The organism is Rhizobium sp. CBN3 (assembly GCF_030518245.1).
Lineage (GTDB): Bacteria > Pseudomonadota > Alphaproteobacteria > Rhizobiales > Rhizobiaceae > Rhizobium > Rhizobium aethiopicum_A.
On the sequence record NZ_JAULSE010000009.1, the window covers coordinates 1 to 14,220 of the forward strand.

The following is a 14,220-nucleotide window of genomic DNA, read 5'->3' on the forward strand; positions in this document are numbered from 1 at the left end:
CGGAGGCGGGGCCGACAGCTTGATCGGCGGTGAGGGTGACGACACCTATGTCGTCGACCATGGCGGTGACATCGTCACGGAAGCGGCCGATGCGGGAACCGATACGGTCCGGACGACATTGGCAAGCTATACGCTCGGCAGCGATCTCGAGAACCTCACCTATATCGGCACGGTGGCCTTTGCCGGGACAGGCAATAGCCTCGTCAATACGATCACCGGCGGCGCTGGCAATGACACGCTTGATGGCGCGGCCGGTGCGGACAGCTTGATCGGCGGTGCGGGCAACGACACCTATCTTGTCGATGACGTTGGTGACGTGGTCACCGAAGGGCTGAATGCAGGCACCGATCTGATCAAGACGGCGCTTTCAAGCTATACGCTCGGCAACAATGTCGAGAACCTGCAATATACGGGATCCGGCAGCTTCACCGGCACCGGCAATGCGCTCGTCAACACGATCACCGGCGGCGCCGGCAACGACACGCTTGACGGCGGCATCGGCAACGACACGCTGAACGGCGGCGCCGGCAACGACACATTGATTGGCGGTGCCGGTTCCGACACGATGTCCGGCGGGACGGGCGACGACATCTATGTGGTCGACAGTGCGACGGACGTGGTGGTCGAAAATGCGAACGAGGGGAACGACACGGTTCAGACGGTCCTTGCCAGCTATACGCTCGGCAACAATGTCGAGAACCTGACCTATACGGGATCGGCCAGCTTCACCGGCACCGGCAACGCGTTCGCCAACACGATCACCGGCGGCGCCTTCAATGACACGCTGAATGGCGGGCTAGGTGCGGACAGCTTGATCGGCGGTGAGGGCAACGACACCTACATCGTCGACAATGCCGGCGACATCGTCACCGAAGCGGCCGATGCGGGGACTGATACGGTCCGCACGACATTGGCAAGTTATACGCTCGGCAGCGATCTCGAGAACCTCACCTATATCGGCACGGTGGCGTTTGCCGGGACAGGCAATGATCTCGACAACACCATCTTGGGTGGCGTGGCCAACGATACGCTTTCCGGCGGTGTCGGCAACGATGTGCTGAATGGTGGAGGCGGGGCCGACAGCTTGATCGGCGGTGCGGGTGATGACACCTATGTCGTCGACCATGCCGGCGACAGCGTCACCGAGGCAGCCAATGAGGGGGTCGACTTGGTTCGGACGAACCTGAGTGCCTATACATTGGGTGCCAATGTCGAGAACCTCACCTACATCGGAACGGCTGCTTTTGCCGGGACAGGGAATTTGCTCGACAACATCATCATCGGTGGTGTTGGCGCTGACAAGCTCATGGGGGCTGGCGGCAACGACACACTGATCGGCGGGTCCGGTGCCGACACCATGCTGGGCGGGATTGGCCACGACATCTATGTGGTCGACAGTGCGGCGGACGTGGTGATCGAGAATGTGAACGAAGGGACGGATACGGTCCAGACGGCGCTTGTCGGCTATACGCTCGGCAACAATGTCGAGAACCTGACCTATACCGGATCCGTCAACTTCAGCGGCGCCGGCAATGCGCTTGATAATACGATCACCGGCGGCGCCGGCAACGACACGCTGGATGGCGCGGCAGGTGCGGATACCTTGATCGGTGGTGTGGGCAACGACACCTACATCGTCGATAATGCCGGCGACATCGTCACCGAAGCCGCCGACGCAGGGATCGATACGGTTCGCACCAACCTGGCGATCTATACGCTTGCCGGCAATGTCGAGAACCTGAGCTTTGCCGGCACGGCAGCCTTTGCCGGAACAGGCAATGATCTCGACAACACGCTCACGGGCGGCGCTGCTGCCGATACGCTTTCCGGCGACGCCGGCAATGACACGCTGAATGGTGGGGCCGGTACGGATATCCTGATCGGCGGTGAAGGTGACGACACTTACATCGTCGACAATGCCGGCGACATCGTCACCGAGGTGGCCGACGAGGGAACCGATACGGTTCGCACGACATTGGCGAACTATACGCTTGGCAGCGATGTCGAGAACCTGAGCTTCGTCGGCACGGCCGCCTTTGCCGGGACAGGCAATAGCCTCGCCAATACGATCACCGGCGGCGCCGGCAATGACACGCTTGATGGCGCGGCCGGTGCAGATACCTTGATCGGTGGTGCGGGCAACGACACCTATATCATCGACAATGCCGGCGACATCGTCACCGAAGCGGCCGTCGTCGGTATCGACACGGTTCGCACGACGCTGGCCGCCTACATACTGGAGGCGAATGTCGAGAACCTGCTCTTTACGGGATCCGGCAGCTTCACCGGCACCGGCAACGCGCTCGCCAATACGATCACCGGCGGCGCCGACAACGACACGCTGGACGGCGGCGCCGGCAACGACACGCTGAACGGTGGTGCCGGCAACGACATCTATGTGGTCGACAGTGCGAGCGACGTCATCAACGAGGCGGTCGGCGCCGGCACCGACGAAATCCGTACGGCGCTTGCAGCCTATTCGATCGCCGCATTGGTCAATGTCGAAAACCTGACCTATACGGGATCCGCCAACTTCACCGGCACCGGCAACGCGCTTACCAACATGATCACCGGCGGCGCGGGCAATGACATGCTGAATGGCGGGGGCGGTGCGGATACCCTGATCGGCGGTGACGGCAACGACACTTATATCGTCGACCATGTCGGCGACCTCGTCACCGAAGTGGCCGACGCGGGGATCGACACGGTTCGCACGACATTGGCAAGCTATACGCTTGGCAGCGATCTCGAGAACCTCACCTATATCGGCACGGTGGCGTTTGCCGGAACAGGCAATGATCTCGACAACGTGATCACGGGTGGCGCTGCCATCGATACGCTTTCCGGCGGCGCCGGCAACGATACGCTGAATGGTGGGGCTGGCGCCGACACGCTGATCGGCGGGACCGGCAACGACACCTACATCGTCGACAATGCTTTCGACGTCGTCACCGAAGCGGCCAATGCAGGGATCGATACGGTTCGCACGACATTGGCCGCCCATACATTGGCGGCCAATATCGAGAACCTCACCTATATCGGAACGGCAGCCTTTACCGGGGCAGGGAATCTGCTCGACAACATCATCACAGGTGGTGTCGCTGCCGACAAGCTCATGGGGGCTGCGGGCAACGACACACTGATCGGAGGTGGCGGTTCCGACACGATGTTGGGTGGGATTGGCGACGACGTTTACGTCGTCGATAGTGCGAGCGACCTCGTGATCGAGAATGTGAACGAAGGGACGGACACGGTCCAGACGGCGCTTGCCGGCTATACGCTCGGCAACAATGTCGAGAACCTGACCTATACGGGATCCGCCAACTTCAGCGGCGCCGGCAATGCACTCGCCAATACGATCACCGGCGGCGCCGGCAACGACACGCTGAATGGCGGGACCGGTGCGGATACCTTGATCGGCGGCGCCGGCCACGACACCTATATCGTCGACAATGCCGGCGACATCGTCACCGAAGCTGCCGACGCAGGGACCGATACGGTTCGCACGATACTGGCGGCCTACACATTGGAGACCAATGTCGAGAACCTCACCTTTATCGGCACGGGGCCGTTTGCCGGAACAGGGAATGCGCTGAACAATGTTATCGTCGGCGGCAGTGGTTCGAATACGCTGACCGGTGGCGCCGGCAACGATACCCTCACTGGTGGCGCGGCAGCCGACGTCTTCTTTTATTCGTCGAACTGGGGTCACGATACGATCACAAACTTCGTGGCAACCGGCTCCGCACATGACGCGATCTCGATCGATCACAACATTTTCGTCGATTGGGAATCGCTTTTTGCGGCAAGCGAGCAGTCCGGGAATGATACAGTTATCATGGCCGATTCCGACAACACCATAACGTTGAGGAATGTTGCTCTTTCAAGCCTGCAGTCGTGGGACTTCTTGTTTGCTTGAGCGTTGCTTGGAGCTCGCTGCACATTTTTGCCGGACGTCGTTGCGGGCGTAGCCCTTTCGATCAACGGCAGGCACTGCTGCAAGATTAGAGCATGTCGCGTAGAAGTGCGCGGCGTGCAATCTGCAAGTGCAGGCACGAAAACCAGGATCCTGTCGATAAGATGGAACCCCGGCCATCTCGGACCGTTGTCCAAGCTGACGGGAGAATACGCATGTCGAAAACCCTGCTCTACGGCGCGACTAAGATCGACGAGACGAACAGCGCCTATTCGCCGATCGAAAGCCTGGCCGCATTCCAGTGGAAGAATCGCGCCTTCATTCTTTTCGCCGACAGGGACAATGCCCGCGCGGCGCGACAGGAAAACCAGCTGCTGGCCGACCGCAGTGCGCTCGATGAACGCGATATGGTGGTGCTGAAGGTCTCGGGCGGCAAGGTCCGGGCGCTTTTCGGCGCTGCCGATGGCCTCGACGGCGAAGCGATCCGCCGCGATCTCGATGCGCCGGAGATGGGTGAATTCGCCGCCTTCCTTGTCGGCAAGGACGGCACCGTCAAGCTCAAGGTCAGCGAGCCGATCACCAATGGCGAGCTCTTCGCCATTATCGACAGCATGCCGATGCGCGCTGCCGAGACGCTGAAGTCGGACAAATAGCCCCGACGAACATCGCAAACATAAAAGGGAGGCGGTCATGTCCGTGCCCAACGAACCCATTCCCGATCAGCCGCCGATGCCGGCACCCGGCTGGAAGCCGGTGCCGCCGATCACCGAACCGGAGCCGGACCGGCTTCCCGACGAGGCGCCTGTTCCAAATCCGGATGAAAACGACGAGCCGGCCAAGCACGTTTCTGAGGCCTAGAGGAAGATGTGCCGCTCGGCGCCGACGAGTTCCTGTAGGAAGTCGACGACGCTGCGGACGCGCACGAGGTCGCGCGCCGTTTCGTGATAGGTCGTCCAATAGGCGCGTCGGATCGAAATGTCAGGCAGGATGCGCTGCAGTTCCGGATACTGCCGGGCGATATAATCATGCAGGATACCAATGCCGGCGCCTGATCGCACCGCCTCCGTCTGGCCGATAGCCGTCGAGATTTCGAAGCCGGCGTCCCAGCTGCGCATTACCTCGCCGGAGAAATTCAGCGAGGCGGTGAAGATCAGATCCTCGACATAGCCGATGCGCGGATGCGCCTTCAGCGCCTCGACATCGCCGGGTCTGCCGTTTGAGGCGAGGTAGTCGCGCGAAGCATAAAGGCCGAGCGTATAGTCCGTCAGCTTGGAGGAGACGAGCCGGCCCTGTTCGGGGCGTTCCAGAGTAATGGCGATATCCGCCTCGCGCTGCGACAGCGAGAAGGAGCGCGGCACCGGTACGAGCTGGATCTTCAGCTCCGGATGGCGCTCGATCAGCCTGCCCATGCGCGGTGCCAGAAAGGAAACGCCGAAACCATCGGGCGCGCCGACGCGCACCGTCCCGGCGATCACCGTGTCGGTGTGGCCGAGATTGGCCTGCGCCGCGAGCATTTCGGTTTCCATCCGCTCGGCGGCATTAAGGAAGATGCCACCTTCGGCCGTCAGCTCGCAGCCGTTCGTGCGGCGGATGAAGAGCCGCGTCTTCAGTGCCGCTTCGAGCGACGTCAGCCGGCGCGAAAGCGTGGCGTGGTTGAGCCCGAGGCGCTTCGAAGCGGCAAGGATCTGTCCGGTTCGGGCGACGGCCAGGAAAATGCGAACGTCATCCCAGTTCATCACTTGGCCCGCATTGCAATCGGATCGACATCGATGAGCGTCAGCGACGTCACCATGCCGGCCGTCTCCTTCTTGTATTTGAGGAAATGCGGTGTCCGCAGATGCGCCTCATAGGCCTTTTGGTCGGCGTAGACTTCGAGAATGCGAACGCGGTTTGGGACTTCGCGGATGGAAACAGCGCTCAGCGAAAGGACGCCGTCTTCCAGCGCGACCGAAGCCTCGATTTCCTCCGCAAGCAATGCCCGATAGGCGTCGAGCCTCTCGGCGGCGATCTCCAACTCCGCCATTCGCACGACCGGATTTTGGCTCATCGATTGACCTTCCCTGAGTTTGACTTGTCCGCAGCCCGCGCCAAGTTTGGGAGCAGCAGCACCTGCATCGGAACTATAAAATTTGCACAACGGTTACTTATATCAACGCATTGATTTGTGCAAATTGAAGTGCGATTGTAGGCCATCCAAACAGGAGGAACATCCATGCGTGAGATCGGACATTTCATCGGCGGCAAGCAGGTCGCCGGCACCAGCGGCCGCGTCAGCAACGTCTACAATCCGGCGACCGGCGAAGTGCAGGCGACCGTCGCCCTCGCCAGCGTCGAGGAGCTTCGCGCCGCCGTCGAGAATGCTAAGGCAGCGCAGCCGAAATGGGCTGCCACCAACCCGCAGCGCCGCGCTCGCGTCTTCTTCAAGTTCGTCGAGCTCCTGAACAAGCATATGGACGAACTTGCCGAACTGATTTCGAAGGAACACGGCAAGACGATCGAGGACGCCAAGGGCGATGTCGTTCGCGGCCTCGAAGTCTGCGAATTTGTCTGCGGCATCCCGCATCTCGCCAAGGGCGAGTTCACCGAGGGCGCGGGTCCGGCAATCGACATGTATTCGATCCGCCAGCCGGTCGGCATCGGCGCCGGCATCACCCCCTTCAACTTCCCCGGCATGATCCCGATGTGGATGTTTGCGCCGGCGATCGCCTGCGGCAATGCCTTCATCCTGAAGCCCTCCGAGCGTGATCCCTCCCTGCCGATCCGTCTTGCCGAACTGATGATCGAAGCCGGTCTGCCGGCCGGCATCCTCAACGTCGTCAACGGCGACAAGGGTGCTGTCGACGCCATCCTCACCGATCCCGATATCGGCGCCGTCTCCTTCGTCGGCTCGACGCCGATCGCCCGCTACGTCTACGGCACGGCAGCGATGAACGGTAAGCGCGCCCAGTGCTTCGGCGGCGCCAAGAACCATATGATCATCATGCCGGACGCCGACATGGATCAGGCCGTTAACGCGCTGATGGGCGCGGGCTACGGTTCGGCCGGCGAGCGCTGCATGGCGATCTCGGTTGCCGTTCCGGTCGGCGAAGAGACCGCCAACCGCCTCGTCGAGAAACTGACGCCGAAGATCGAATCGCTGCGCATCGGCCCCTATACCGACGACAAGGCCGACATGGGCCCGCTCGTCACCAAGGAAGCCTATAACCGCGTTCGCGGCCTGATCGACCGCGGCATCGAGGAAGGCGCCAAGCTCGTCGTCGATGGCCGCGACTTCAAGCTCCAGGGTTATGAAGACGGCTATTTCGTCGGCGGCTGCCTGTTCGATCACGTCAAGCCTGACATGGACATCTACAAGACCGAGATCTTCGGACCCGTCCTCTCTGTCGTTCGCGCCCAGAACTATGAGGAAGCCCTGTCTCTGCCGATGAAGCACGAATATGGTAACGGCGTTGCGATCTACACCCGCGACGGCGATGCCGCCCGCGATTTTGCCTCGCGCATCAATATCGGCATGATCGGCATCAACGTTCCGATCCCGGTTCCGCTCGCCTACCACTCCTTCGGCGGCTGGAAGGCATCGAGCTTCGGCGACCTCAACCAGCACGGCACGGACTCGATCAAGTTCTGGACGAAGACCAAGACCGTCACGGCCCGCTGGCCTTCCGGCATCAAGAGTGGCGCCGAATTCGTCATGCCGACGATGAAGTAATCTGTGCGACAGATCGATCTGCAATTCGGGGGCCTTTCGGCCCCCCTTTCATTTAAGTGTCGGCAGGCCAATTTGGACTGTAACCAGAAGATCGTGGAGCAGGATTGACCTCCCGGCAAATGGCCTCATAAGCTGAATGCAAATTTCATATTTTGGAATTGTTCAAAACTACCAAACCGCCTATATACGTCTGAACAGGCACGAGTCAGGAGATCGGCATGCGGTTGACGAAGCAGACCAACTATGCGGTTCGCATGTTGATGTATTGTGCTGCCAACGAAGGGCAGCTGAGCCGGATTCCGGAAATTGCCAAGGCCTACGGGGTTTCCGAACTCTTTCTTTTCAAGATCCTCCAGCCGCTGAACAAGGCCGGCCTGGTGGAGACGGTGCGCGGCCGCAACGGCGGTGTGCGCCTGGGCAAGCCGGCGGCCGAAATCACGCTCTTCGACGTTGTCCGGGTCACGGAAGACAGTTTCGCCATGGCCGAATGCTTTGAAGATGACGGCATGGTCGAATGCCCGCTGGTCGACAGCTGTGGCTTGAACTCGGCACTGCGCAAGGCGCTGAACGCCTTCTTCGGCGTGCTCTCGGAATATTCGATCGACGACCTCGTCAAGGCGCGTCCCCAGATCAATTTCCTGCTCGGAATTACCGGCGAGCACCAATACCGCAAGCCGGCGGCAGTTGCCCCCGCCGCCTGATTTCAAGAAACAGGACAGACTTATGAAACCGCGGTTGCCTCGGCAATCGCGGTTTTTGTTTGCGGTGTCTGGTTGCACTTAGGGATGCTGAAATATCCAACATGCGCTGCTGAGAGGGCGCAATTATCCAAAATGCGACGAAATGCCGGGCATTTTTGTCCGAAAATTTCCGAATGAGGCTGATTTTTGACCAAAAATTTCTAAAATTGTCCAGCTGGAAAAATTTTCTCCGTAGGCCGTTGCTTTCAGTAGATAAATGTCGTTCCATCGACCGTCGATCGGGATGCCTATGTGGTCTCCAGACATCAAAAAAGAACAACCGGGAAACAATATTATGAAAAAGATCTCTGTCATGCTGGCAGCGACGGCCCTGATTTCGGTCATGGCGACGTCGGCCTGGTCCAAGACCCTTGTTTATTGCTCCGAGGGTTCGCCGGAAGGCTTCGACCCGAGCCTCTATACGGCAGGCACGACCTTCGACGCGTCCTCGCGTACCGTCTACAGCCGCCTCGTCGAATTCAAGCATGGTGGCACCGAGATCGAACCCGGTTTGGCCGACAGCTGGAGCGTTTCGGACGACGGCAAGGAATACACCTTCAAGCTTCATCCCGGTGTCAAGTTCCAGACCGCCGACTTCTTCACCCCGACGCGCGATTTCAACGCCGACGACGTCGTGTTCTCCTTCGAGCGCCAGCTGAAGTCCGACAATCCATGGAACAAGTATGTCGAGGGCGGCTCCTATGAATACGCGGCCGGCATGGGCTTCCCGGAACTGATCAAGTCGGTCGAGAAGGTCGATGACCTCACGGTGAAGTTCACGCTCAACCATCCCGAAGCACCGTTCCTGGCCGACCTTGCCATGGACTTTGCTTCCATCATGTCCAAGGAATATGCCGACAAGCTCGCCGCCGACGGCAAGATGGCGCAGCTGAACCAGCAGCCGCTCGGTACCGGCCCCTTCACCTTCGTCGCCTATCAGCCGGATGCCGTCATCCGCTACAAGGCGAACGAAAGCTATTTCAAGGGCAAGGAAAAGATCGACGATCTGGTTTTCGCCATCACCTCTGACGCCGCCGTCCGCGCTCAGAAGCTGAAGGCCGGCGAATGCCACCTCATTCCTTATCCGAATGCCGCCGATGTTCCCGAACTGAAGAAGGACGGAAACCTGACCGTTCTGGAGCAGCCAGGCCTCAACGTCAGCTACCTCGCCTACAACACGCAGATGGCTCCTTTCGACAAGCCGGAAGTTCGCAGCGCGCTCAACATGGCGATCAACAAGCAGGCGATCGTCGACGCGGTCTTCCAGGGTGCGGCCACCGTTGCCAAGAACCCCATCCCGCCGACGATGTGGTCTTATAACGACGCCGTTCAGGACGAGAAGTACGATCCGGACGCTGCCAAGAAGGCTCTGGCAGATGCCGGCGTCAAGGATCTCAGCATGAAGGTTTGGGCGATGCCGGTATCGCGTCCCTACATGCTGAACGCGCGCCGCGCCGCCGAACTGATCCAGGCCGACTTCGCCAAGGTCGGCGTCAAGGTCGAGATCGTCACGCATGAATGGGCTGAGTACCTGAAGCTCTCCTCCGACGTGAAGCGCGACGGCGCCGTCATTCTCGGCTGGACCGGCGACAACGGCGATCCCGACAACTTCATGGATACGCTGCTCGGCTGCGATGCCGTCGGCGGCAACAACCGCGCCCAGTGGTGCAACAAGGAATACGACGACCTTATGACCAAGGCCAAGCTGACGGCTGATGTCGGCGAGCGCACCAAGGCCTATGAGCAGGCGCAGCTGATCTTCAAGAAGGAAGCCCCCTGGGCGACCCTCGACCATTCGCTCGTCTTCGTTCCGATGAGCAAGAAGGTCTCGGGCTTCAAGATGGACCCGCTCGGCATTCACCGTTTCGACGGCGTCGACGTATCCGAATAACAAGAATAATGTAAAAATGCCCGGCAGAGCTGGGCACAGCCGGCGGTCAGGAACCTCCTGACCGCCGGAAACTATTGGACATCTGCCATGTTGCGTTTTTTCATCGGCCGCCTTGCGGTGCTGATCCCGACATTCCTCGGCGTTTCCCTCATTGCCTTCTCATTCATCCGCCTGCTGCCCGGAGATCCGGTTATGCTGCTCTCGGGTGAACGCGTCATGGCGCCGGAGCGGCACGCCCAGATCATGCACGATCTCGGTTTCGACCGGCCCATGTATATGCAGTATTTCGATTATCTCGGAAAAGTGCTGCAGGGCGATCTCGGCACCTCGATCGTCACCAAGCGGCCCGTTCTCGGTGAATTTCTGACATTGTTTCCGGCAACGCTGGAACTGTCTTTCTGCGCCATCATCCTTGCCGTCTGTCTTGGCGTGCCCGCCGGCGTCTTTGCCGCCGTCAAGCGAGGCACGTGGTTCGATCAGAGCGTGATGGGTGTCGCCCTCGTCGGTTATTCCATGCCGATTTTCTGGTGGGGTCTGCTGCTCATCATCTTCTTCTCCGGCTATCTCGGCTGGACGCCGGTTTCCGGCCGCATCTCGCTGATGTATTTCTTCAAGCCGGTCACCGGCTTCATGTTGATCGACAGCCTGCTGTCAGGTCAGAAAGGGGCCTTTGCCTCGGCCGTCAGCTATCTCATTCTTCCGACCATCGTGCTGGCGACCATCCCGCTCGCCGTCATCGCCCGCCAGACGCGCTCGGCCATGCTCGAGGTTCTCGGCGAGGACTATGTCCGCACCGCACGCTCGAAAGGTTTGAAGCCGCTGCGCGTCGTCGGCGTGCATGCGCTGCGCAATGCATTGATCCCCGTCATCACCACGATCGGCCTGCAGATCGGTGTACTTCTTGCCGGCGCCATCCTCACCGAGACGATCTTCTCCTGGCCGGGCATCGGCAAATGGATGGTCGATTCGGTGTTCAAGCGCGATTACGCGGTGGTGCAGGGCGGCCTTCTCCTGATCGCCGGCGTCATCATGCTGGTCAATCTGATTGTTGATGTCCTCTACGGCTTCATCAATCCGCGCATTCGTCACTAGGAGCGGTCCATGAGCACGGTCACCGTCAAAACCGGCCAGCCATCCGCTCTTGCGGAATTCTGGCATTATTTCTCCCGCAACAAGGGCGCCGTCATCGGCCTCGTTGTTTTCGTCGTTATTCTGGTCGTTGCGATCTTCGCACCGGTCTTTGCGCCACATACGCCGAACGAGCAGAACCGAGAGGTGCTGCTCGCCGTGCCTTCCTGGATGGAGGGAGGCCACGCCTCCTTTCCGCTCGGAACGGATGCCGTCGGCCGCGATATCCTCTCGCGACTGATCTATGGCGCGCGGTTCTCACTCTTCATCGGCGTCGTGGTCGTCACGCTGTCGGTCATATGTGGTGTGCTGATCGGCCTCGTCGCCGGCTATTTCCGCGGCCGGATCGATACCGCCATCATGCGCCTGATGGACATCATCCTGGCCTTCCCGTCGCTGCTGCTCGCGCTCGTGCTGGTGGCGGTCCTGGGCCCCGGCCTTACCAATGCGATGATCGCGATTTCGCTGGTCAACCAGCCGCATTTCGTGCGGCTGACCCGCGCCTCGGTCATTTCGGAACGTGAGAAGGAATATGTGATCGCCTCGCGTGTCGCCGGCGCGGGAACGCTCCGCTTGATGTTCAAGACCATCCTACCGAACTGTCTGGGGCCGCTGATCGTTCAGGCGACGCTTGCCTTCTCGGCGGCGATCCTTGATGCCGCCGCCCTCGGCTTTCTCGGTATGGGCGCCCAGCCGCCGACACCCGAATGGGGCACCATGCTTGCCGAGTCCCGCGAATTCATCTCGCGCGCCTGGTGGGTCGTGACATTTCCGGGTCTTGCCATCCTCATTACCGTTCTTGCCATCAATCTGATGGGCGACGGCCTGCGCGACGCGCTTGACCCCAAACTGAAGAGGTCGTGATGCCGCTCCTCGAAATCGAAAATCTGACTGTCGAGTTCCAGACGTCATCCGGTCTTTTCCGCGCCGTCGACGGCGTGTCGCTGACTTGCGACAAGGGTGAGATCCTGTCGGTCGTCGGCGAATCTGGTTCGGGCAAATCCGTTGCCATGCTGGCCCTGATGGGTCTTCTGCCCTGGACGGCGAAGATCACCGCCGACCGCATGCAGTTCGACGGCCAGGATCTGCGCGGCATTTCCGCCCGCCGGCGCCGCCGGATCGTCGGCAAGGAGATGGCGATGATTTTCCAGGAGCCGATGTCGAGCCTGAACCCGTGCTTCACGGTCGGCTTCCAGCTCGGCGAGACCCTGCGCGTCCATATGGGCCTCAACCGGAAAGAGCGCCGCGAACGTTCGATCGAACTCTTGAGCCTCGTCGGCATTCCGGCGCCGGAAGACCGCCTGTCGAACTTCCCGCACCAGATGTCGGGCGGCATGAGCCAGCGCGTCATGATCGCCATGGCGCTCGCCTGCAATCCGAAGCTCCTGATCGCAGACGAGCCGACGACCGCGCTCGACGTGACGATCCAGGCGCAGATCCTCGATCTGCTCGTGCGCTTGCAGAAGGAGCAGGGCATGGCGCTGGTGCTGATCACCCACGACATGGGTGTCGTCGCCGAAACCGCGGAACGCGTGCAGGTGCAATATGCCGGCCAGAAGGTCGAGGAACAGCCGGTGCGGGCGCTGTTCCGCGATCCGCATCATCCCTATACGGCAGCCCTGCTCGCCGCCTTGCCGGAGCGCGCCGAAGTGGGGCAGCGACTTCCCTCCATTGCCGGCGTCGTTCCCGGCCAGTTCGGCCGCCCGACCGGCTGTCTGTTCGCGCCGCGCTGCGGCTATGCAACGGTCGAATGCGAGCGTGGTGTGGTGCGCCAGGGGCCCGAACTCGGCCGGGCGCTGTGCAATTATCCATTGAAGGACGGCAAGCCGCTGGGTCATCCCGGTGTCATGCGCGTTGAAACTGCAGGAGACCTGGTATGACGGGCGCCGTTCTCGAGGGCAGGGATCTCGCCCGTTTCTACACCGTCAACCGCGGTCTCTTCAAAGCCGACGCCACGGTCAAGGCGCTGAACGGCGTCAGCTTCAGCCTCCATTCCGGCAAGACGCTCGCCGTCGTCGGCGAATCCGGCTGCGGCAAGTCGACGCTCGCCCGTCTGGTCACGATGATCGAGGATCCGACGGCCGGCGAATTGCTGATCGACGGCAAGCCGGCGCGGGTCGGCGACCGCAGCCTGCGCAGCCAGGTGCAGATCGTTTTCCAGAATCCCTATGGCTCGCTCAACCCGCGCCAGAAGGTCGGTGCAATTCTGGACGAGCCGCTGAAGATCAATACCGATCTCGATGCCAGCGCCCGCCGCCGCAAGGTGGAGGAGATGATGGCCCGCGTCGGGCTGCGCCCGGAACATCACGGCCGCTACCCCCATATGTTCTCCGGCGGCCAGCGCCAGCGCATCGCCATTGCCCGCGCGCTGATGCTGCGGCCGAAGGTGCTGGTGCTCGACGAACCGGTTTCGGCCCTTGACCTCTCGATCCAGGCGCAGGTGCTGAACCTGCTGATGGACCTGCAGAAGGAGATGGGTCTTGCCTATCTCTTCATCTCGCATGGCCTCTCGGTCGTCCATCACATCGCCGACGAGGTAATGGTGATGTATCTCGGTCGCCCGATCGAAACCGGTCCTGCCGCCGAAGTCTTCGCCCGGCCGCGCCATCCCTATACGGCCGCCTTGCTGTCGGCGACCCCGATCGCCGATCCCGAGCGCGAGAAGAACCGCATCCGCCTACAGGGTGAACTGCCGTCGCCGCTGAAGCCGCCGTCCGGCTGCCACTTCAATCCGCGCTGCTGGAAGGCGCAGGACTATTGTCGCCAGGTTTCTCCCGAATTAAGTGGAGAAGGCGCACAAAAATATGCCTGTCATTTCCCGCTCGACTGAGCGGGA

Annotated in this window: 12 protein-coding genes; 10 read left to right on the plus strand and 2 right to left on the minus strand. The window is 60.9% G+C overall.

The window, feature by feature from the left end:
• The 3 genes from QWJ46_RS15005 to QWJ46_RS15015 form a co-directional block, all read left to right on the plus strand.
• The coding region (locus tag QWJ46_RS15005) for a calcium-binding protein (protein ID WP_302751877.1) at positions 1–3,919 on the plus strand (3,919 nt) is incomplete at its 5' end.
• A gap of 212 nt (positions 3,920–4,131) precedes the next feature.
• Complete coding sequence (locus QWJ46_RS15010; protein WP_302751878.1) at positions 4,132–4,569, plus strand: DUF4174 domain-containing protein; 438 nt, start codon at positions 4,132–4,134, stop codon at positions 4,567–4,569.
• A gap of 37 nt (positions 4,570–4,606) precedes the next feature.
• Entirely contained in the window at positions 4,607–4,774 is a 168-nt protein-coding gene (locus tag QWJ46_RS15015; protein WP_302751879.1) for a hypothetical protein, read from the plus strand.
• On the opposite strand, the gene QWJ46_RS15020 is transcribed toward QWJ46_RS15015, so the two are convergent.
• Complete coding sequence (locus QWJ46_RS15020; protein ID WP_302751880.1) at positions 4,771–5,652, minus strand: LysR family transcriptional regulator; 882 nt, start codon at positions 5,650–5,652, stop codon at positions 4,771–4,773. The two genes, QWJ46_RS15015 and QWJ46_RS15020, sit on opposite strands and share 4 nt — an antisense overlap.
• Positions 5,652–5,963 (minus strand): putative quinol monooxygenase, encoded by a 312-nt coding sequence (locus QWJ46_RS15025; RefSeq protein ID WP_302751881.1) that lies wholly within the window; start codon positions 5,961–5,963, stop codon positions 5,652–5,654. Before QWJ46_RS15025 ends, QWJ46_RS15020 begins: the two co-directional genes overlap by 1 nt.
• A gap of 165 nt (positions 5,964–6,128) precedes the next feature.
• Between QWJ46_RS15025 and QWJ46_RS15030 the strand changes: the two genes are divergently transcribed.
• The 7 genes from QWJ46_RS15030 to QWJ46_RS15060 all read left to right on the plus strand — a co-directional run bounded on the left by QWJ46_RS15030 (position 6,129) and on the right by QWJ46_RS15060 (position 14,214).
• On the plus strand, positions 6,129–7,625 hold the full coding sequence (locus QWJ46_RS15030; protein ID WP_302751883.1) for a CoA-acylating methylmalonate-semialdehyde dehydrogenase: 1,497 nt from the start codon (positions 6,129–6,131) through the stop codon (positions 7,623–7,625).
• A 218-nt stretch (positions 7,626–7,843) separates the two neighbouring features.
• The gene (gene rirA, locus QWJ46_RS15035; RefSeq protein ID WP_302751885.1) at positions 7,844–8,326 is read left to right on the plus strand and encodes an iron-responsive transcriptional regulator RirA; all 483 of its coding nucleotides are present in this window, start codon (positions 7,844–7,846) and stop codon (positions 8,324–8,326) included.
• A 334-nt stretch (positions 8,327–8,660) separates the two neighbouring features.
• Positions 8,661–10,256, plus strand: coding sequence for an ABC transporter substrate-binding protein (locus QWJ46_RS15040; RefSeq protein WP_302751886.1), 1,596 nt, complete (start codon positions 8,661–8,663; stop codon positions 10,254–10,256).
• Between the two features lie 87 nt (positions 10,257–10,343).
• Positions 10,344–11,348: an ABC transporter permease subunit gene (locus tag QWJ46_RS15045; RefSeq protein WP_302751887.1), complete on the plus strand. Its 1,005-nt coding sequence runs from the start codon at positions 10,344–10,346 to the stop codon at positions 11,346–11,348.
• A gap of 9 nt (positions 11,349–11,357) precedes the next feature.
• The gene (locus QWJ46_RS15050) at positions 11,358–12,248 is read left to right on the plus strand and encodes an ABC transporter permease subunit (protein ID WP_302751888.1); all 891 of its coding nucleotides are present in this window, start codon (positions 11,358–11,360) and stop codon (positions 12,246–12,248) included.
• Positions 12,248–13,264 (plus strand): ABC transporter ATP-binding protein, encoded by a 1,017-nt coding sequence (locus QWJ46_RS15055; RefSeq protein ID WP_302751889.1) that lies wholly within the window; start codon positions 12,248–12,250, stop codon positions 13,262–13,264. Before QWJ46_RS15050 ends, QWJ46_RS15055 begins: the two co-directional genes overlap by 1 nt.
• Positions 13,261–14,214, plus strand: coding sequence for a peptide ABC transporter ATP-binding protein (locus QWJ46_RS15060; protein WP_302751890.1), 954 nt, complete (start codon positions 13,261–13,263; stop codon positions 14,212–14,214). The genes QWJ46_RS15055 and QWJ46_RS15060 overlap by 4 nt, the downstream gene beginning before the upstream one ends.
• The last annotated feature ends 6 nt before the right edge of the window (positions 14,215–14,220 follow it).